At 64.6% G+C, this 19452-nt stretch carries 20 protein-coding genes; 11 read left to right on the forward strand and 9 right to left on the reverse strand.

Annotation, left to right across the window (positions count from 1 at the left end; translation table 11 throughout):
* Positions 1-10 precede the first annotated feature (10 nt).
* The gene (locus tag ACVWYI_RS21875) at positions 11-643 is read left to right on the forward strand and encodes an HAD-IA family hydrolase (RefSeq protein ID WP_456663177.1); all 633 of its coding nucleotides are present in this window, start codon (positions 11-13) and stop codon (positions 641-643) included.
* A 26-nt stretch (positions 644-669) separates the two neighbouring features.
* On the opposite strand, the gene ACVWYI_RS21880 is transcribed toward ACVWYI_RS21875, so the two are convergent.
* From ACVWYI_RS21880 to ACVWYI_RS21895, 4 genes are all read right to left on the reverse strand, one after another.
* Positions 670-1617, reverse strand: a complete 948-nt coding sequence (locus tag ACVWYI_RS21880) for a YVTN family beta-propeller repeat protein (RefSeq protein WP_456663178.1) — start codon at positions 1615-1617, stop codon at positions 670-672.
* 2 nt (positions 1618-1619) lie between these two features.
* Positions 1620-2189, reverse strand: coding sequence for an SRPBCC family protein (locus ACVWYI_RS21885; protein WP_456663179.1), 570 nt, complete (start codon positions 2187-2189; stop codon positions 1620-1622).
* 960 nt (positions 2190-3149) lie between these two features.
* Complete coding sequence (locus tag ACVWYI_RS21890) at positions 3150-4013, reverse strand: PCC domain-containing protein (RefSeq protein WP_456663180.1); 864 nt, start codon at positions 4011-4013, stop codon at positions 3150-3152.
* A 9-nt stretch (positions 4014-4022) separates the two neighbouring features.
* Complete coding sequence (locus tag ACVWYI_RS21895) at positions 4023-5630, reverse strand: acyl-CoA synthetase (protein WP_456663181.1); 1608 nt, start codon at positions 5628-5630, stop codon at positions 4023-4025.
* A 179-nt stretch (positions 5631-5809) separates the two neighbouring features.
* Here ACVWYI_RS21895 and ACVWYI_RS21900 point away from each other — a divergent pair, with 179 nt between their 5' ends.
* Positions 5810-6169 (forward strand): hypothetical protein, encoded by a 360-nt coding sequence (locus ACVWYI_RS21900; RefSeq protein WP_456663182.1) that lies wholly within the window; start codon positions 5810-5812, stop codon positions 6167-6169.
* Positions 6170-6232: 63 nt separating this feature from the next.
* Here the strand turns inward: ACVWYI_RS21900 and ACVWYI_RS21905 are convergent, their stop codons facing one another.
* The gene (locus tag ACVWYI_RS21905) at positions 6233-7168 is read right to left on the reverse strand and encodes a tetratricopeptide repeat protein (RefSeq protein WP_456663183.1); all 936 of its coding nucleotides are present in this window, start codon (positions 7166-7168) and stop codon (positions 6233-6235) included.
* A gap of 103 nt (positions 7169-7271) precedes the next feature.
* On the opposite strand from ACVWYI_RS21905, the gene ACVWYI_RS21910 reads away from it, so the two are divergent.
* Positions 7272-7547 (forward strand): GNAT family N-acetyltransferase, encoded by a 276-nt coding sequence (locus ACVWYI_RS21910; RefSeq protein ID WP_456663184.1) that lies wholly within the window; start codon positions 7272-7274, stop codon positions 7545-7547.
* Between the two features lie 54 nt (positions 7548-7601).
* Here the strand turns inward: ACVWYI_RS21910 and ACVWYI_RS21915 are convergent, their stop codons facing one another.
* Positions 7602-8003: a DUF3597 domain-containing protein gene (locus ACVWYI_RS21915; RefSeq protein ID WP_247349138.1), complete on the reverse strand. Its 402-nt coding sequence runs from the start codon at positions 8001-8003 to the stop codon at positions 7602-7604.
* A gap of 331 nt (positions 8004-8334) precedes the next feature.
* On the opposite strand from ACVWYI_RS21915, the gene ACVWYI_RS21920 reads away from it, so the two are divergent.
* Positions 8335-9243 carry a DUF2189 domain-containing protein gene (locus tag ACVWYI_RS21920; RefSeq protein ID WP_247349139.1) on the forward strand — a complete coding sequence of 303 codons (909 nt, stop codon included), beginning with the start codon at positions 8335-8337 and terminating at the stop codon, positions 9241-9243.
* 143 nt (positions 9244-9386) lie between these two features.
* Entirely contained in the window at positions 9387-10211 is an 825-nt protein-coding gene (locus tag ACVWYI_RS21925) for a lytic murein transglycosylase (protein ID WP_456663185.1), read from the forward strand.
* A 72-nt stretch (positions 10212-10283) separates the two neighbouring features.
* Here ACVWYI_RS21925 and ACVWYI_RS21930 read toward each other — a convergent pair whose 3' ends face one another.
* Positions 10284-10610, reverse strand: coding sequence for a hypothetical protein (locus tag ACVWYI_RS21930; protein ID WP_247349142.1), 327 nt, complete (start codon positions 10608-10610; stop codon positions 10284-10286).
* Between the two features lie 635 nt (positions 10611-11245).
* On the opposite strand from ACVWYI_RS21930, the gene ACVWYI_RS21935 reads away from it, so the two are divergent.
* The 5 genes from ACVWYI_RS21935 (at position 11246) to ACVWYI_RS21955 (ending at position 15977) form a co-directional block, all read left to right on the forward strand.
* Positions 11246-11398 carry a DUF1127 domain-containing protein gene (locus ACVWYI_RS21935; protein WP_247349143.1) on the forward strand — a complete coding sequence of 51 codons (153 nt, stop codon included), beginning with the start codon at positions 11246-11248 and terminating at the stop codon, positions 11396-11398.
* 126 nt (positions 11399-11524) lie between these two features.
* Positions 11525-12952 carry a methylenetetrahydrofolate--tRNA-(uracil(54)-C(5))-methyltransferase (FADH(2)-oxidizing) TrmFO gene (gene trmFO / locus ACVWYI_RS21940; protein WP_456663186.1) on the forward strand — a complete coding sequence of 476 codons (1428 nt, stop codon included), beginning with the start codon at positions 11525-11527 and terminating at the stop codon, positions 12950-12952.
* Positions 12949-14049 (forward strand): serine/threonine protein kinase, encoded by a 1101-nt coding sequence (locus ACVWYI_RS21945; protein WP_456663187.1) that lies wholly within the window; start codon positions 12949-12951, stop codon positions 14047-14049. Before trmFO ends, ACVWYI_RS21945 begins: the two co-directional genes overlap by 4 nt.
* Before the next feature lie 86 nt (positions 14050-14135).
* Entirely contained in the window at positions 14136-14708 is a 573-nt protein-coding gene (locus tag ACVWYI_RS21950; RefSeq protein ID WP_456663188.1) for a CAP domain-containing protein, read from the forward strand.
* 90 nt (positions 14709-14798) lie between these two features.
* Positions 14799-15977, forward strand: a complete 1179-nt coding sequence (locus ACVWYI_RS21955; protein WP_456663189.1) for an aminotransferase class V-fold PLP-dependent enzyme — start codon at positions 14799-14801, stop codon at positions 15975-15977.
* A 68-nt stretch (positions 15978-16045) separates the two neighbouring features.
* Here ACVWYI_RS21955 and ACVWYI_RS21960 read toward each other — a convergent pair whose 3' ends face one another.
* Positions 16046-16507: a cupin domain-containing protein gene (locus tag ACVWYI_RS21960; RefSeq protein ID WP_247349148.1), complete on the reverse strand. Its 462-nt coding sequence runs from the start codon at positions 16505-16507 to the stop codon at positions 16046-16048.
* Positions 16508-16634: 127 nt separating this feature from the next.
* Here ACVWYI_RS21960 and ACVWYI_RS21965 point away from each other — a divergent pair, with 127 nt between their 5' ends.
* Positions 16635-18188, forward strand: a complete 1554-nt coding sequence (locus ACVWYI_RS21965) for a winged helix-turn-helix domain-containing protein (RefSeq protein WP_456663190.1) — start codon at positions 16635-16637, stop codon at positions 18186-18188.
* Positions 18189-18200: 12 nt separating this feature from the next.
* Here ACVWYI_RS21965 and ACVWYI_RS21970 read toward each other — a convergent pair whose 3' ends face one another.
* Positions 18201-19445, reverse strand: coding sequence for a threonine ammonia-lyase (locus ACVWYI_RS21970; RefSeq protein ID WP_456663191.1), 1245 nt, complete (start codon positions 19443-19445; stop codon positions 18201-18203).
* Positions 19446-19452: the final 7 nt, after the last annotated feature.

The raw sequence follows: 19452 nt of genomic DNA on the forward strand, positions 1-19452 counted from the left end.
ACCCGTCCCCATGCCCTACACCCTCGCCATCTTCGATCTCGACGGCACGCTGGCCGACAGCTTTCCGTGGTTCCTGCGCGTCATCAACGATGTCGCCGATCGCTTCAAATTTCGCCGTGTCGCGGATGAGGATATCGAGGCTCTGCGGCATGCTTCGAGCCGCGAGATTCTGGCTCGGCTCGAGGTGCCCTTGTGGAAGCTGCCGGCGATCGCGCGGCATGCGCGGCGGCTGAAGGCGGAGGCGGCGGCGGAGATCTTTCTGTTTGCGGGCGTCGAGGCGATGCTGCAAACACTCGCCGGAAACGGTGTGCAGCTGGCGTTGGTGACGTCGGACAGCGAGGCCAATGCGCGCGAGAAGCTTGGCGATTCCGCCGCGCTGTTCGCGCATTTCGATTGCGCGGCGTCGCTGTTCGGCAAGGCCGCGAAATTCCGCCGGGTCATCCGCCGCGCCGGCGTGGAGCCGGACAAGGTCATCTCGATCGGCGACGAGGTGCGTGACATCGAGGCGGCGCGGGCCGTCGGGATTGCCTGCGGTGCGGTGTGCTGGGGTTATGCGGCGCCGGCGGCGCTGCGGGCGCTGGCGCCGGATCATGTGTTCGAGCGGATGGATGAGATTGCGCGAACGTTGTCTCCAGTGCCGTAGCCCTGACGAGCGTGCACATCAAACCTCTACTCCGTCCTGCGCAAGAACGCCCCGAACGCGCGCGGGCCGTCGCCGGTCTTGACCTCGCCGATCACCTTCAACTCGGCCGCGTCGATGATGCTGAGCGTGTTGCTCTCCCAGCAGGCGACGATGATGCGCTTGCCGTCCGCCGTCGCGGCGATGCCTTCGGGGTAGTCGCCGACACTGATGCGCTTGACCGGCTTCAGCGTCGCCAGATCGAACACGCTGACGGTGCCGCCATATTGGTCGGTGACGAAGCCGCGGCCCAGCGTCAGCGCCACCGCATAGGGACGCATTCCGACCGGCACGCGCCCGATTTCGCGCGCTTCTGCAATATCGATCACGGAGACGTCGTTGGAGCCGACATTGGCGGTGTAGGCGCGCTTGCCCTCGGCATCGATGGTGACGCCGAACGGGCGGGTGCCGACCTTGATGGTCGCCTTGCGCGCGCGCGTCGCGGTGTCGACCACCGAGACGCTGTCGTCGTCGCGGTCGGCCGAGAGCAGCAGCTTGCCATCCGGCGTCACCGCGAGCCCCGAGGGCGAGGCGCCGACCGCAATGCTGGCCGTGACGCTGCGCGTTGCTGCGTCGTCGATCACCCGCACCGCCGCCGCATACCAGTCCGCGACATAGACGGTCCCGCCATCAGGCGCGACGGCAATGCCGAGCGGCCCGCCGCCGACCTCGATCCGCCCCGCAACCTGCCGCGTTGCTGCGTCCACCACCGTCACGGCCTTGGCATCCGGGCTCGTCACATAGGCAAAGCGTCCGTCCGCGCTGACGGCGACGCCGGCCGGCTTGCCGCCGATCGGGATGGTCGCTACCGCGCGCGCCGTGGCGAGGTCCACGACCATCAGATCGTCGCTGAGCTGGTTGGTGACGAACGCCTCTTCGGCGGATGCGTGCGCAAGGCAAAGGCCGGCGGCCAGCGCCGCCAGGACCAGCGCCCGCACGGTCAGCTTCCGCTCTCGATCTTCTTCTTCAGCGCCTCGAGGCCGGCCTGATACAGCCCCTTCACCGCCTTGACCGCGGCCGCGTCACTCAGCTCCGGCGGCGGCTCGTTGTTGGGGAAGCCGCGGTAGAACGCGCCGGCCCATTCCAGCGTCGAGCCCTTGCCGTCGGCGCTCGGCGTCACCGTCAGCGTCGAGGAATAATTGGTCACCGGCAGCACCTTCACGTCCACATTGGTGATCCGGTAGGAATAGGTCATGGCGGCGGCGTCGAACTTGTAGAGCTCCTCGTCGACGGTCGCTCCTCCCGTCAGCGACAGCTTCCGGGTGGCGCCGATCTCGTTGCCCTTCTCGCCCTCGGTCTTGGTGACCGGCGGCAGCCAGCTCATATCCTGGAAATTGCCCATCGCGGCCCACACCTTGGCCGGGGCGACGTTGATCTCGATGGATTCGCGCACCTTCTGCCGGGTCGGACCATGGGCCCAGGCCGGCGCAAACGCCGCCGTCAAAGCCGCCGCTCCCGCCGCCGTCAGCGCCGCCACCAACAGCGTGCGCCGTCCAATCGTCACCCTCATCTCGTTCCCTCATACGTCTCGTTGATCGTGCGCGACTTGAGGCGCGCTGCGATCATCCTAGCTCATTTTGGGGCCGAGGGGAGACCGGTACATGGCGCCGTTGCGGCGAAGATATACGCAACCCACAACCTCTTGCGCCGCCCGGCAGGCAAAACACCCCACCGCAAGGTCAACGCTATCGCGTCAAAATATTTCTCTTTATCCGTATTTCGGATTATCGTATAGAGAGCTATCCCAACCCGGCCGAGGGGCGGATCGCGATCGTCACGAACGCGGGATGGGACGTGGTGGACGCGGGCGGCGTCGGCGCGAGGGTGGTTGCAGGGCGGATCACTCCGTGAGCAGCGATCCGCGCGCACACGACCGGTGCAGCCCGCGTACGGCAAAATCGTGTGGTCCTGGCGCCCGGGGTCTGTGCGCCAAATCTTGTGGTGATGTGACGGCCCGACCGGGTCTGCAACATCAGCCATCTGCAAGGCGACGGGGGCAATAGTGCATCGCTCCCCGGGGAGATCACGACATAAGCCGTAAAACCACTGCGCAGGGAAGGCCGGTCGTTTGGCTTCACCTGTATGCCGCTGTGCAGCTTTCGTAACGCAACTTTCGCACAGTGGACCGCGGGTGCCAGCCGGCGCCCGGCCTTCCCTGCGCCCTCGGCACTTTTGGGGGCGGCAACTGCCGCAAAGCTCGGGCACGATGTGCCGCGAGAACGGGAAACCGCGCGGACTATGTGGATTGAAATACGAAGATGGATTTTGCTCCCGTGCCCCGGACGCAGCGCAGCGCTACTTCAGCGGTGCGCTGCAGAGCCGGGGCCCATGCATCAGCAATCCGTCCGTGCGGCTTACTGGGTCCCGGCTCTGCACCGCACCGCTACGCGCTGCGTCGCGTCCGGGACACGAGAGTGGAGAATACAGTTGCCTCCACTCCGTCATTGCGAGCTCAGGCGCCGGTCGCTCATTACTCCAGCGCTTCCAGCACCAGTTCCATCGTCATCAGGACCGGATTGTCGCCGCGGACCAGGCGGCCCTCGGCGATGCCGCCGGTGTAGTCGATCAAGGCGACATCGAGCGCAGCTTCGAGCGCGCCGGTGGAGCCGGGCGCAATCGCACCGGCCGTTATAGCAAGCTCGGTCGCGAACGGCTCGGTCACGCCGCCATGGGTGAAGTGCGCGCCGATGGTCGAGCCGACGCCGCCATGGAGCTTCGCACGCACGATGCCGTGCGCACGGCAGAAGTCTTCGAGACAGCCCGCAAAATCCTGATTGGGGCGCAGCCGCATCGCGAAAGCGCGGCTGATCGTGCGCGCGCCGGTGCTCGCGGCTACGACCGGCCCGAACAGCTTGAAGTTGGTCTCGGGATCGGGCTCGGCGGTGAACATTGCACCATCAACACCGAAGGCCTCGACCTCAAACGGCTCGGCGACATCAGTCTCGTCCGGCAGCATGTGGCCGCCACTGGCGCGACCACCATCGGCCTCCGTCCAAAGACCGTGACAATGAAAGAACGGCGCGCCATCGCGCAGGCCCAGCGTCATGCTGCCGAGCTTCGTGCGCGTTACGCCGCTGGGCTTGAAGGTCTCGCTGTAGAACGCGGCGTTCTCGCTGGTCTTCGACAGCGCCGGCATGACATAGGCGAACGGCCCCAGCGCGCCGTGCCTGAAGTTGAGCACGCCGCCGGCAAATCCCTCTGCGGCAAAACCGCGGCGCGCGGCTTCCAGCAGCGGCAGACCTGCTTGTATCGTGAAGGAGAAAGCGCGTCCCCTCGCCTCGACCCATTGGATACGCTCTGCGACGGGTGCGCCTGGCTGCTTGATACTCCGCATCGCGTAGGCTCAGCCCGCCTGTGTCTTGTCGAGATCGAGCAGCCCGCGCGCCTCGAGCTCGTCGCGCACCATGCGTTTCGGAATCTTGCCATAGCCGGATTTCGGCAAGGCCTCCCAGAAGAAGAACCGCTTCGGCATCTTGTAGCGCGGCACTTTTGGCGAAAGGAACGCCGCCATCTCCGCTTCGCTCACCGGCTTCTCGCCTTCGCGCGCCACGCAGACGGCAACGCCGACCTCGCCCCAGGTCGCATCGGGCACGCCGAGCACCGCAACCTCGCCGACGCAAGGATGGGTCAATATCTTCTCCTCGATCTCGCGCGGATAGATGTTGGAGCCGCCGGAGATGTACATGTCCGAGGCGCGTCCCGTGATGTAGACGAACCCCTCCTCGTCCATGTGACCGAGATCGCCGGTGCGGAACCATCCGTTGCGAAACGCCTTCGCGTTGGCCTCGGGGTTGTCATAATAGCCGGCAAGCACCGCAGGGCCGATCACGCAGATCTCGCCGCTCTGGTTGGCGCCGAGCTCGCGGCCCTCGTCGTCCTGGATCGAGACCTGCATGCCGGTGCGTTCGAAGCCGCAGGTGCCGATCCTAGCGTGCGGGCCGTCCTCGGGATCATGCAGCGCCGCCGGCAGCACCGTGATGTTGCCGGTGACCTCGCCCAGACCAAAATACTGCACGATGACCTTGCCAAGCTTCTTCAGGGCAGCCTTCTGGTCCTCGCGATACATCGGCGCACCGGCATAGATCACCTGGCGCAGCGAGGAATGATCGTATTTGTCGGCGGCGGGATGCTCGACCATCATCTTCAGAATGGTCGGAACGACAAAGAGATTGCTGACGTGATGCGCCTCGATCAGGCGAAACGCCTCGTCGATGTCGAATTTCTCCGTAGGCAGCAGCACAGTGCATACGCCGCGCGCGGTCTGAACCAGCTGATGCACGCCAGCGCCATGCGACAGCGGCGCCACCACCAGCGAGGCGTCCGCTTCGGTGACGCCGGGCGTGAGATCGGCGAGATGGTTGGTGACGACAAAGCCCATCTGGCCATGAGTCAGCACCGCCGCCTTGGAGCGGCCGGTGGTCCCCGATGTGAAGAAGAACCAGCAGGGATCGTCATGCTCGACGGCAGCGTTCTCGACGAGGTGACTTGCCTGCGAGGCGATGGCGTCGGCAACCGAGCGCTCACCGAACGTGGCCTTGCCGTCAATGCTCCAGGTGAATTCGAGCGCCCCGCCCTTCACGGCCGCGGCGTGCTCGGGAAAATCGACGTGGCACAGAAACGCCTTCGCGCCGGAGGCCTGCGCGAGGTAGGTGACCTCGTCCGGCATCAGGCGGAAATTGGTGGGCACCCAGACGGCGCCAAGCCGAAACGCCGCGAACATCGAAAAGAACATCTGGTCGCCATTCTTGGAATGAACCAGGATGCGGTCGCCCTTGGCGATGCCGCGCGCGGCGAGTGCTGCGGCGAGCGCCGAGACCTGCGCATCGATCTCGCGCCAGGTCCAGGATCTGTCACCCCAGACGAACCCGGGACGCGATCCATGCCGCCGCGCATTCTGGGTCAGCATGTGAGCGAGATTCATGACGCGGCGGGACATGCGCAGGGGCTGCATCGGGCTTCCTCTTCGATAGCGGACGGCGCGCAAGCCTCCCGCTCATTGCAGCCCATTTATCGCCATAGCCAGTGCCCCTGCAAGGCCGCGAGTCGCAGCGCAGCCCATCCAACCGTTCAGGAAATTTTAAATATGATCGGCGCAACCTCGTTCAGTTCTCGCGTACAGAGTGCCGCATCATGGTCAAAGCGCCCGCCCTCCTCCTGTTGTCGCTGGCGCTTGCCGGATGTGCCGTGGGCCCGCAGGCGCATCTGGCCTCCGATCCCGCCTTCAAGCCTGCGCGCTATGCCTGGGATGGCGCGGGCGAGAATCCCAATCGGCCGCGTACTGCCTCAGAATCAACCCGGACCGCCGCCCGGTCCGAGCGCAACAGATCGCAAGCCGGGCTTCAGCCCTATTCGAAAGAATGGTGGCAGGCGCAGGACGGCATCGAGGCCGAGCAGGACGCCAGGGTCAACCGTTCCCTTGTCATCTGCCAGGGATGCCTGCGCCCGCAGCCGCAGCCCGAGGATACCAGGCTCGCCAAAGCGACCGAGTGAAGCATCCGGACAATCAGGGCCTGGTAAAGGTCTAACCTCGTCATCGCGCGCAATGACGGAGAGCTACAACGCCCCGAGCTTCCTCAGCTGTTCCTGCGCCGTCAGCAGGCCCGGCTTCAACTCCAGCGCCTTCCTGAAATCGGCGATCGCGCCCTGCTTGTCGCCGAGCCGCAGCTTGGCCTGTCCGCGATTGCTCCACGAGAACACGTCGGAGGGATCGTATTGCAGCGCCTTGTCGTAGTCGGAAAGGCCGCCCTTGCTGTCACCCTGATAGAGCCGGATCATGCCGCGATTGCGCCAGCCGCGCGCGTCGGTCGGCGCAACACGGATCGCCTCGCCATAGTCGGCGGCGGCACGATCGAGGTGCTCGCTGTCACGATAGACGTTGCCCCGGTCGATATAGGCAAGCAGATCGGGCGCGAGCTTGATCCGCGTGGTGTAGTCGGCGAGCGCATGCGCCATGTCGTGCTTCCTGTAATACACCAGCGCGCGATTGGCGTAGGCCATTGCGTAATTGGGATCACGCTTGATCGCGGTGTCGAAGTCGGCGAAGGCACCATCGAGGTCGCCCTTGTTGAAACGCGACTCGCCGCGATTGCTGTAGGCCAGCGCCAGCGACGGATCGAGCTTGATGGCCTGATCGTAATCGGCGATGGCGCGATCATAGTCGCGCTTGAAACTGTAGACGCGGCCGCGGTTGGTGTAGGCGCAGGCGTAGCCGGGGTCGAGCCTGACCGCCTGGTCGAGATCGGACAGCGCGGCGTCGAGCTCGCGCTTCTCGGTGAGCCCATGGCCGCGGTTGCAATAGGCGCCGGCGAGCCGAGATCCTCTCTCTCTCTTCGTGTCGATCACGGTCGAGCAGGCCTTGACCCGTTGGTCCGGCGTGCTGGTCAATCCCACGCAGGCCTCCCAGGCCGGACCGCCTTCGGCCGAAGCCGGCACCGGCGCCGTCGAGATCAGCGCGGCGAGCAGCGCCATCAGGCTGAGCGGGACACGCATTTTCCGGATATCTCCCCTGCGGCAACCTCTCTTGGTCGCACCTTGGCAAGGGCCGGTTCAGGCGTCTAGATCAGAGGCAAGCAGCATGTCGGAAGGATTTTGCATGGCGCCATCGGTACGCGACAACAAGGACAGAAGCCGCTTCGAACTCGATGTCGGCAGCGAAATCGCCTTCGCCAATTACCGGCTGACGCCATCGGCGGTGATCATCACCCACACCGAGACGCCGCTCGCGCTGCGCGGCCGCGGCATCGCGTCCGAGCTGGTCAAGGGCGCGCTGGAATTGATCCGCCGCGACGGCAATAAGGTGATCGCCGGTTGCGGCTTTGTCGTCGATTATCTCGAGAGGCATCCGGAGGATGCCGATCTCGTCGCCTGAATCGGCAAAAGGGCCCGCGAGATCGCGGGCCCTTGGCTGACGACCGAGGGTCGGTCAGTGCTTGATTTCAGGCGGCAGCTTGCCGCCATTGGCGGCGAGCTTGGACATCACCTGCTTGTGCAGCCAGACGTTCATGCTAGCGGAATCGTTAGTGTCGCCGCTGTAGCCGAGCTCCTTGGCGAGGTCCTTGCGCGCAGCGAGGCTGGAATCGATATCGAGCGCCTTCATCAGGTCGACGATCGAGGTGCGCCATTCCAGCTTCTCGCCCTTGTGCGCGGCGACCGCCGCATCGACGATCGAAGCGACGTCCACTGTCGCCCCGGGCGAGGCAGCAGGCGCCGATCCGCCAGGCGCGGCGCTAGCGGGCGCGGTGCCCGACGGTGCGCTGCCTGCGGGCGCGGCGGAAGCATGACTGCTGCCGAAGATCGCGCCCATGATTTTCCCGAAAATGCTCATGTCTGCTCCCCGAAAAGGATCCGTTGGAAGGGCCTTGAGTGGCACTTATAGACCAAGTTACGTCGTTGCGCCCGCGAAGTTCGGCGAACCAACACGCAGCATCAGCTTATCTGCGGCGAAATGACGACCGTATGACATTGTCGAGGTTGCACTGCGACATCGAATCTCACCCAAGCGTGAGGGACAGGACTCGCAAATGGGCGTAGCCTTGACGTTCAGCTCGCGGTGCCATCCGGAATTCGCGTCTGGTCGGGATCGCGAAACTCAGAGAAGAGCGGCCGCTTGCGCCGTTTGCCGGCGCCGGATTCGGCCGCCTAAGGAGCAAGCGACCATGGCCACACTTTACCGGGGCAATGTCCCCACCATGGCCCAGCCCGCGGAAGCGGCTGGACCGGCGATCCGAACCATCCAACTCTCCGATCTGCACGATGCGCTCAAGCGCGGCTGGGAAGATTTCAAGGCGGTCCCGAGCCACGCCATCATCCTCTGCGTGATCTATCCTGTGCTGGGCCTCGTGCTCGCCCGCGTGGTGATGGGTTATTCGGTGCTGCCGCTGTTGTTCCCGCTGGCCGCGGGCTTCGCCCTGATCGGCCCGTTCGCCGCGCTCGGTCTCTACGAGCTCTCCAGCCGGCGCGAACGCTATGAGGAGGCCAGCGCCTGGGATGCCATGGAGGTGCTGCGTTCGCCCTCCTTCGGCGCCATGCTCGGTCTCGGCGCGCTGCTGCTCGCCCTGTTCGTGACCTGGGTTGCGACCGCGCAGGCGATCTACGTCGCGGCGTTCGGCTATGAAGGCGCATCCGGGATCTCGGATTTTCTGACGCGTGTTCTTACGAGCCCGCAAGGCTGGTGGCTGATCGTGGTCGGCTGCGGCACCGGCTTCCTGTTCGCGCTTGCCGCGCTCTGCATCAGCGCCGTGTCGTTCCCGTTGATGCTCGACCGCCATGCCGGCGCGTTCGAGGCGATGGTGACGTCGCTGCGCGTGGTCGCGAAGAACCCGGTGCCGATGGCGGCCTGGGGCCTGATCGTGGCGGTCCTGCTGGCGCTGGGCACTATTCCAGCCTTCCTCGGCCTTGCCGTGGTGATCCCCCTGCTCGGCCATGCCACGTGGCATCTCTACCGGAAGGTGATCGTGTCGGATCCGGGCGCGCGTCCGGCGCCGCCTCCGCCGCATCGTCCGCGCAAGCCGGCCGCCGACTTCCCCGCCAACCTCTTCCCCTGGCGCAATCGGACCGACGCCTGACGATATCGTGACATGCGATCCTGCCCCGGTCCGGGCAGGATCGCACACTGTCATACGCCTTGGTCATACGCCTTGCTTTGGCCGCGGTTACCACCGAAATTGCGCCCGCCGGTCAGATCACTTCACGGAATTAATTTACTCGAATGACCCCGACGATTTCTCGTCTCGCCCTCGCAGCCTTCCTCATCTCCGCGTCAATCCTATCCGCCCAGCCAGCGCTCGCCGCTGTTGCCTGCGGCTCTGGCAATTTCGACGCCTGGCTTGCGGACTTCAAAACCGACGCCGCGGCCAAAGGCGTCTCGCAACAGGCCATTTCCGCCGGCCTCACCGGCGTGACGCTCGATCAGAGCGTGCTCAACCGCGACCGCTCGCAAAAGGTCTTCACCCAGACCTTCGAAGAGTTTTCCGGCCGCATGGTGCCGCCGCGCATGACGCGCGGCTCCAACATGATGAAGCAATACGGCTCGGTGCTGTCGCGCATCGAGCAGACCTACGGCGTGCCCGGCGAGGTGCTGGTCGCGATCTGGGGTCTCGAGACCGATTTCGGCGTCAACACCGGCAAGTTCGCGACCATCCGCTCACTGGCGACGCTGGCCTATGACTGCCGGCGCGCCGAGCAGTTTCGCGCCGAGCTGTTGGATGCGCTGCGCATCGTCCAGCGCGGCGACCTGGCACCGGCCGACATGAAGGGCGCCTGGGCCGGCGAGCTCGGCCAGACCCAGTTCATGCCGTCCTCCTGGATGAAATATGCCGTCGATTTCGACGGCAACGGCAAGCGCGATCTTCTGCACAGCGCCCCCGACGTGCTCGCCTCCACCGCGAACTATCTCGCTGGTTATGGCTGGCAGCGCGGCAAGGATTGGCAGCCTGGCGCCCCGAATTTTGCGGTGCTCCAGCAGTGGAATAAGAGCGAGGTCTATTCCAAGACCGTCGCCCATTTCGCCACCCAGCTGGCACGCGCCCCTTAAATGTTTGCTGGCCAAAAGCGTAGGGCCGATCGCCCGGCGACCGGCCCTCTCCTGGTGCGTTTTCGAAGCTTCTTATTTGCCCATGGTGGCGTGCATCGCCTTGTTCAGATGGGCGCCGCACGCACCCATTTTGCTGTTGAGCAGCGAGTCCTGCGCGGCCGCGATCTCCTTCTGCGCGACCATCTTGCCGTCGCCATCGGGCATGGCCTCGATCGCGGTCTCGGTCTTCTCCAGATTGGCCGAGCTGCAGCCGCCCATGGCGTGCTTGGCGGCCTGGGCCGGCGCGACGGCGAATGCGACGGCGGCAATTGCGATAACCCCGAGTAACTTCGTCATGATGTTACTTTCCTTCTCTTGTTCTTGGCACAGACCCAGCGACATTGCCGGAATCTGCGACATGACTTTCCTCCGGGCGCGGCAACATGACGCAATAAACTCCTCGCGAGAATTGCGTGATGTTGCGCACCACGCAGAGCCGCATGCGAAACTTCCACCCTCGTAATGAAGGCCACACGTTCAGCGTGTGCGCATTGCACCATGGGAGCGGTTGGAGCTGTGAACCGAGGCTGGATTGGATCGTCTGCCTTGCAGCCGCCCGTCACGTCGATCCGCCCAGCTCGGAACCAAGCGAATCGCTAACCCCGCGCCCGTCGAAACGTGGTCGCTCGCGCCCATAAAATTGAATTTAGATTCATTTTTACTTGCTCTCATGCGATTCGCGCATGCGAGAGTTGGGTGCAGGAGCTAGACAATCGCCTTGTAAACGAATGGAACGAACCTTATTTCGTCTCCAATTGGAACCTGGATATCCGCAGTAACTCCGTGAATTCACGGCCATTTATAGCGCGCACGCCCCGGTTGCGCCTACCCTTTGGGCGGCAGTGCCTCCGGGTTAATCGTCCGTTACCAGAGCCATGCACATATCGCTTAGCTGCATCGCAACATCGGAACTTTTGCACTGCACCACTCTCACCTATATTCATTTCAACGATGACGCCCGGGCAAGGGCTGAATCAAACTACAGGAGACTACCAATGCTGCTCTCGCTCATCCGCATGATCCAGGCTTTCCGGGACTATCAGCGCAATGTTGCCGAGCTGTCCCAGCTCAGCGATCGCGAATTGGCCGATATCGGCCTCGATCGCTCGGACATCGCGCGCGTTGCCGCCGGTCAGTATCAGGGCTGATATCGTTCAGCCCTTCACCGGACAAACCGATAGCGCCCGCCTCGTGCGGGCGTTGTCGCATCCAGTGGCAGAAAACTCGATCTCGGCGATTCCACTCGTCGCCGAAAAGCGCTACCTGTCCGCCCCATGACAGGACCCCAATCCAATTCCGTGCACGTCATCGGCGCAGGCCTTGCCGGCTCCGAAGCCGCCTGGCAGGTGGCCAAATCCGGCGTGCCCGTGGTGCTGCACGAGATGCGGCCGACCCGCATGACCGAGGCACACCGCACCGACGGGCTTGCCGAGCTCGTCTGCTCCAACTCGTTCCGCTCGGATGATGCCGCCAACAACGCCGTCGGCCTGCTGCATGCCGAGATGCGCCGCCTCGACTCGCTGATCATGCGCGCGGCCGACGCCAACCAGGTGCCCGCCGGTGGCGCGCTGGCGGTCGACCGCGACGGCTTCTCCGCGGCCGTCACCAAGGCGCTCAACGACCACCCCCTGATCGAGATCGCCCGCGACGAGGTTGCAGGCCTGCCGCCGGCCGAGTGGGGCAACGTCATCGTTGCGACTGGTCCCCTCACCTCGGCGCCGCTGGCCGAAGCCATCCGCGAGCTGACCGACGAGAACGCGCTCGCCTTCTTCGACGCGATCGCGCCGATCGTGCACCGCGAATCCATCGACATGTCGGCAGCATGGTTCCAGTCGCGCTACGACAAGGTCGGTCCCGGCGGCACCGGTGCCGACTACATCAACTGCCCGATGACCAAGGAGCAGTATGACGGCTTCGTCGCCGCGCTGGTCGCCGGCGAGAAGACCGAGTTCAAGGAATGGGAAACCAACACGCCCTATTTCGACGGCTGTCTGCCGATCGAGGTGATGGCGGAGCGCGGCCCCGAGACCTTGCGCCACGGGCCGATGAAGCCGGTCGGCCTCACCAATCCGCACGATCCCACCACCAAAGCCTACGCAATCGTGCAGCTGCGCCAGGACAACAAGCTCGGCACGCTCTACAATATCGTCGGCTTCCAGACGAAGCTGAAATACGGCGAGCAGCAGCGCATCTTCCGCACCATTCCGGGGCTGGAAAAGGCCGAATTCGCCCGCCTCGGCGGCCTGCATCGCAACACCTTCCTCAACTCGCCAAAGCTGCTCGACGGCCAGTTGCGCCTGCGCGCACAGCCGCGGCTGCGTTTTGCCGGTCAGATGACGGGCTGCGAGGGCTACGTGGAATCCGCTAGCGTCGGCCTGATCGCCGGCCTCTATGCGGCCGCGGATGCGCGCGGCGAGACACTTGCGAGCCCGCCGGGCACCACCGCGCTTGGATCCCTGCTCGGCCACATCACGGGCGGCCATATCGAGACCATCGAGCCCGGCACGCGCTCGTTCCAGCCGATGAACATCAATTTCGGCCTATTCCCCCCGCTCGCCAGCGCACCGACGAAGAAGCCAGACGGAAGCCGGCTGCGCGGGAACGAAAAGACCGTGGCCAAGAAGCAGGCGATGAGCGCGCTGGCGCTCGCCGATCTCGATCGCTGGATCGCCGATCACCTGCGCATTGCCGCCGCGGCATGAGTTTTCGACTTCCCAAAGACGACGCCGCAATACTCTCGGCGCGCTGGACCGAGGGCGTTCTGCTCAAGCGCGACGTGTTCTCGACCGTCGAGCGCGGGCGCTTCCGTGGCGATAACAGTGAAGTCGACGCGGTGCTGCGCCGGCTGGATGAAGTACCGTGGTGGTCGTTCTTGCTGGCACGCCATCTGTTCGCCCGAGAGAAGCATGCGCTGGTGCTCGCCAAGGGGCTGAACGTCGGGCCCGAGCTATTGTGGGCCGGACGCCGCGCGCTGGCGCGCAGCTTCGTCGACGGCGTTGCGCTGCATCTGGCCAAACCGCACGGCGACCTCGCCTATTTCCGCTCGGCCAAAGCAGCGCTGCGCCGGCTGCGCCGCGCCGGCATCTGCCACAACGACCTTGCCAAGGAACAGAACTGGCTGGTCGGCCGCGACGGGCTTGCCTACGTGACCGACTTCCAGCTTGCGGCCTGCTTCAACCGACGCGGCCGGCTCTATCGCGTCCTGGCCTATGAAGACCTGCGGCATCTGCTCAAGCACAAGCGCTCCTATGCACCTGATGCGCTGACGCCGCGGGAGCGAAAAATCCTGGCGAAAAAGTCGTTCGCCGCCAGCCTCTGGCTCGCCACCGGCAAGAAGGTCTATCGGGCAATCACACGCGGCCTGTTCAACTTCACCGACCGCGAAGGCGGCGGCCGCCGGCTCGTCAACGACGCGCCGCTGCTGGCGGAGCTGATCCGCAAGAATCCCGCCGTGCGCGACACTGCCATCGTCGCCTTTGCCGACCGCCGTTCCGGTGTCGGGCTCTATGCCTTCGTTGAAGCTGATCAGTCCAACCTTGAAGGCCAATTGCGGGACGAGCTCGCCGCCGCCAAGGGCCCAAAGCCGCCGGAACACATCCAAATCGTGCACGCACTGCCCCGCGATGCGGGTGGCAAGCCGCGCACCGAGATCCTGCAACTGGTCGCCATGAACCAGCTCGACCTGATCGAGCCGATGATGAAGAACGACCAGGACCGCGCCTTCCTCAAGGACATCCTGGAGCAGCGCAAGAACCTGCGCGATCGCTTCAATTTCGAGGCGGACCTGCCGGCGGGCTAGCACGGTGGACCCGCCTTGAAGCGCCCACATTGGCGATAGAGAAGCGATCGGAGAATTCGGGCTTGGCGGGAGGGGCTGACGGGGTCATGGGCACTCGGGGGACGATGATACATCGTGTGGTTGGCAGCCTGGTCGCTGGCCTTCTGCTGCTCGCCACCACGCCCGCAATGGCCGAATCCCCAGCCGATCAGATCTCGAGCTTCCGCCTCAAGCATGGTGAGGTCCGCGTCGTGCGGGATTCGACCCTCGACCGCATCGCCATGGACCAGGCGCGCGCGATGGCGGCGAAGGACGACCTCAGTCACGACGCCCTCGGTCCGTTCAATCGCCGCGTCGCGCCGGCCGGCGCAGGCCGCGCCGCCGAGAACATCGCCTACGGCTACGACAATTTCGAGAAGACGCTGGGCCAGTGGATCGACTCGTCCGGACACCGCAAGAACCTCTTGCTGCACAACGCCTCCCGCGTCGGGATCGCGAACGCGAAAACCGCCAGCGGCAAGCGCACCTATTGGGCGATGGTGATCGCCGGCGACTACGAGCCGAAGGGCAAAGGCAAGAAGGACAAGGAGCCGCTGGTCGCCGTGAAACGTGAGGCCGCTCCTGCAAGCAAGCCCAAATCCGGCGGCTGTCACATCAAGCTGCTCGGGCTCTGTATCTGAGGCGAACTCAGGCATTGCCGGCGGCCATCTTGCTCGCACTCCTCCACGCGCCTAATTCATGCATTGAGATCGCGAGAAGCGGAGGCGCAATTGATCGACATCGAGCGAATACGTGCCGATACGCCAGCTACCTCCCGGCTTGCGTACCTTCACAACGCAGGGGCGGCTCTCATACCGGCTCCCGTTGTGGAGGCCATGAAGCGGCATATCGATCTGGAGAGCGAGATCGGAGGTTACGCTGCGGCCGACCGGGTGTCCGATCGGCTGGAAGCGGTCTACGGCTCGGTCGCGCGCCTGCTGAATGCCGCGCCGGATGAGATCGCGCTCATGGAGAACGCGACGGTGGCCTGGCAGATGGCGTTCTACGCATTTCGGTTTCGCGAGGGCGACCGGATCCTGACCGCCGAGGCGGAATACGCTGCCAATTACGTCGCCTTTCTTCAGGTCGCCAAGCGTACAGGCGCCGTCATCGAAGTCGTGCCGAGCGACGCCAGCGGCGAACTCGACGTCCACGCGCTCGAACGCATGATCGACGAGCGCGTGAAACTGATTGCGATCACCTGGGTTCCGACCAATGGCGGACTGGTCAATCCGGCTGCAGCCGTCGGCAAAATCGCGCGAGCGCGAGGCATTCCCTATCTGCTCGACGCCTGCCAGTCGGTCGGACAGATGGCGGTCGACGTCGAGGCTATCGGCTGTGACATGTTGTCGGCGACCGGCCGCAAATTCCTGCGCGGTCCGCGCGGCACCGGCTTTCTCTACGTCCGCCGGGAGATGCTGCAACAGCTCGAACCGCCGATGATTGACCACTTCGCCGCGCCCTGGGTCTCCCGGGACGCTTACCGGCTGCGTAACGATGCGCGCCGGTTCGAGACCTGGGAGAACAATTACGCGGCGCGTCTGGGACTGGGTGCGGCTGTCGATTATGCCTTCGACATCGGAATAGGCCCCATCGAGCAGCGCTGCCGCATGCTGTCGGACCGTCTCCGGGGCGGCCTCGCGTCCGTTCGCGGCATCAGCATTCGCGACCTCGGACGCGCTCCAGGGGCCATCGTCAGCTTCACGATGGAAGGGTACGAGGCGGAAGCGGTCGTCAGTGATGCGGCCGCAGCCGGCATCACTATCGGTGCCTCAGATCCGTCGAGCACGCGCATCGATGCCGAAATTCGCTCGCTGCCGCCGGTGGTGCGGGCATCCCCGCATTACTACAACACGGAAGTCGAGATCGATCGGCTGATCGCCCATTTGGCGGGTTTGGTGCCGCGATAGCAAGGCGCAAGAACCTGCGCGACCGAATCAAGTTCGAAGCCGATCCGCCGTCGCCCAGCACATGGCCTTCAACCTTTCGTTGTCAGCGCCGACAGCTGGTCGGTGTCGAAGCGGGCGCGCAATTCACTGATGGCTTTCGCGTCCGGGGCTCCGTTTGCGGTCAGCTTGGCCAATTCTTCGAAGTAGCGTTCGTGTCCCGGTGGAGAGACCGTCATGAGCACGCGCGCGGGCTTCTCGCTGACGTTGGTGATGTTGTGCGGGACGCCGGGCGGGATGAAGAGATAGGTCCCCGGTGCCGCTCGGACGACTTCGTCACCGACATGCCATTCGCACTCGCCCTCCAGCATGTAGAAGGTCTCTTCCTGCACGCGATGAACGTGCCGGCCTGTGGCGAACCCTGCCGGTATCGTCCAGTCGAACATGCTGGTGTGCTTTGTATGTTCGCCGGTTACCAGGAAGGCCATCGGTTGACCGCGCAGCATGATTCCCTTTGTCTCGCCGGGCCTGCGGATGAGCGGTTTGGCGTTCATGTGACCCTCCATGGCTTGGTGCGGCTCTGGCTGAAAACTGCGCCATTGTGATCCAGCGGCTCCTGAAAGTGGTGAAGCCGTTCGGAAAACATTGCAAAAAACCTCCGAAATGTGCCCTTCTTTGACAATGGCCATGATCCTTGAATTTGGTCCATTCCGTCTGGACGCCGATGCAAGAATCCTTTTCCACGGTGCCGAGCCGACCGCCCTCGGCCAGCGAGCCGTCCTGCTCTTGGCCCTGCTCGTGCGACGGGCCGGCGCGCCGGTGTCCAAGGAAGCCTTGATCGAGGCGGCGTGGCCCGCCCAGGCAATCGAAGACAGTAATTTGACCGTCCAAATCGCTGCTGCGCGGCGCATTTTGGCGGATATCTCTGGAGAGGCCCGCTGGATTGAGACCCTGCCGCGGCACGGCTATCGCTATGTGGGTCCCTCCGTTACGACGTCCCAGCGGGATCACGCATCCGCCGCCTCCGCAGCGCCATCGCTGATGTTGCCTGACAGGCCGTCAATCGCGGTCTTGCCCTTCGCGAACCTGAGCGGTGATGCAGAGCAGGACTACTTTGCCGACGGGATGGTCGACGACATCATCACCGGACTGTCGCGTATCAACTGGCTGTTCGTGATCGCGCGGAATTCGACGTTCATTTACAAGGGCCGTGCGGTGGACTTGAAACAGGTCGGCCGCGAGCTTGGCGTCCGGTATGTGCTGGAAGGCAGCGTCCGGAAGACCGGCACAACGGTCCGTATCACAGGCCAGTTGATCGATACGTCGACCGGCGGGCATGTGTGGGCCGAGCGCTACGACCGCCGGTCCGAGGACGTTTTCGCCCTCCAGGATGACATCGCCCTATCGGTCGTCGGCGCCATTGCGCCGAGCCTGCGGCGCGCCGAATTCAACAGGGTCAAGCGCCAACGGCCCGACAGCCTCGATGCTTATGATCTTGTCCTGCGGGCCCAGCCGGATGTCGATTCCGGAATGCCTGAGCAGGTCACGCAAGCCCTTGTGCTGCTCGCACGTTCGATCGCGCTGGAGCCTACTTATGCGCTAGCGCACGGCAATGCCGCAATGTGCCACCATTGCCTGTTCCTTCGAGCCGGTTTGCAGGAGGTCAATCGGGCCGCGTCTATCCATCATGCTCGGTCGGCCCTGATCCACGGACAGGATGACGCGCTTGCTCTCACCCTTGCGGCTTTTTCGATCGGCATGGATGGGCACGATCGTTCCGCAGCATTCACTGCACTCGACGCCGCGCTCGCCATCAGCCCATCATCGGCGCTGACCTACATCCTCGGCAGCGTCATGCTCGGTTGGGGCGGCGAAGCCGACCGCGCCATCGAGTGGAGCGAAAGGGGCGTGCGGCTCAGTCCGTTCGATCCCTGGGCCTTTGCTGCGTTCGACGCGCAGGCCATGGGTCACTTCCACCGCGGTCGATATGAAGAAGCCTGTCGTGCGGCCTACCGGTCGGTTCAGGCCAATCCTCGACATAGCATTACCTATGTGCAACTGGCCGCGGCGCTCGCAAAGCTCGGACGTCTGGAAGAAGCGAGGGCGGCGGCCCTCCGGGTGCTCGAGTTGCACCCGACGTTCCGCTACAGTCGGCAGTTCTCAGGCGTCAACTGTTCCCCGGCGCTTGCGTCGTCCCTTGGCGAGGCGCTTCGTGCCGCCGGCCTGCCGGAATAACGGTCGCGCCAATCACGTGCAGCGCGCACTTAATCCGGATGCACCAAGCTTGGCCATGACCTCGTCGAGATGGGCGCTGTCGCGGGTCTCGATGACGAGTTGCAGCAGCGTCGCCTTCGCCGGCAGGTCCGAGAACGTGCGCTGGTGCGAGACCTCGATGATGTTGGCGCCGGCCTCGGCCAGCAGTGCCGCGACCGCAGCCAGCTGGCCGGGCCTGTCGGGGATGTCGAGCGACAACTGGGTCAGCCGCCCCTCGCGCGCCAACTCGCGGGTAAGGACCGACGCGATCAGCCGTGTGTCGATATTGCCGCCGCTCAGCACCAGCCCGACCTTCTGGCCGGCAAAGCGGGAGGGATCGGACATCAGCGCAGCGAGGCCAGCGGCGCCGGCGCCCTCGACGACCGTCTTCTCGATCGAGATCAGGGTGGCGACCGCACGTTCAAGTTCGGCTTCGTTGACCAGCGCAATGTCGTCGACGAGGCGGCGGACGATTTCGGTCGTGATCTTGCCAGGCGATTTCACCGCGATGCCTTCGGCGAGCGTGTCGCCGCGCGCCGGCAGATTGCCGTCATGGATGGCGTTGTACATCGAGGGATAGAGCCAGGCCTCGACACCGAGGATCCGCAGCGATGGCTTGATCGATTTCGCGGCAATGCCGATCCCGCTGATCAGGCCGCCGCCGCCGATCGGAACGACCAGCGTGTCAAGCTCCGGTACCGCCTTCATCATCTCCAGCCCGACCGTGCCCTGCCCCGCGATGACAAGCGGATCGTCGTAAGGGTGGACGAAGATCATGCCGCGAGCTTCGCCGTGGCTGCGCGCATACGCGGCGGCTTCCTCCAGCGTCGCGCCCGTGACCTCCACCTCGGCGCCGTGGTGCTTGGTGTTCTCGACCTTCACCATGGGCGTGCCGACCGGCATGACGATGGTGGCGGGAATGCCGAGCCGCCTGGCGTGATAGGCAACGCCCTGCGCGTGGTTACCAGCCGACATCGCGACGACGCCGCGCGCGCGCTCTTCCGGTGTCAGCGCCGCGAGGCGGTTGAGCGCGCCGCGCTCCTTGAACGAGGAGGTGAACTGGAGGTTCTCGAATTTCAGCCAGATGTCGCAGCCGCAGATGTTGCTCAGCGTGCGGCTGTAGCTACAGGGCGTCTCGACGACGGCGCCGCGGATGGTCTTGGCGGCGGCATGAATATCATCGGGCGCGACCGGAAGGCCGCTGAGATCAGAGGACACGCTTTGGGACAATTCAGCCATGGGACAG

This window comes from Bradyrhizobium sp. LB13.1 (assembly GCF_054056815.1).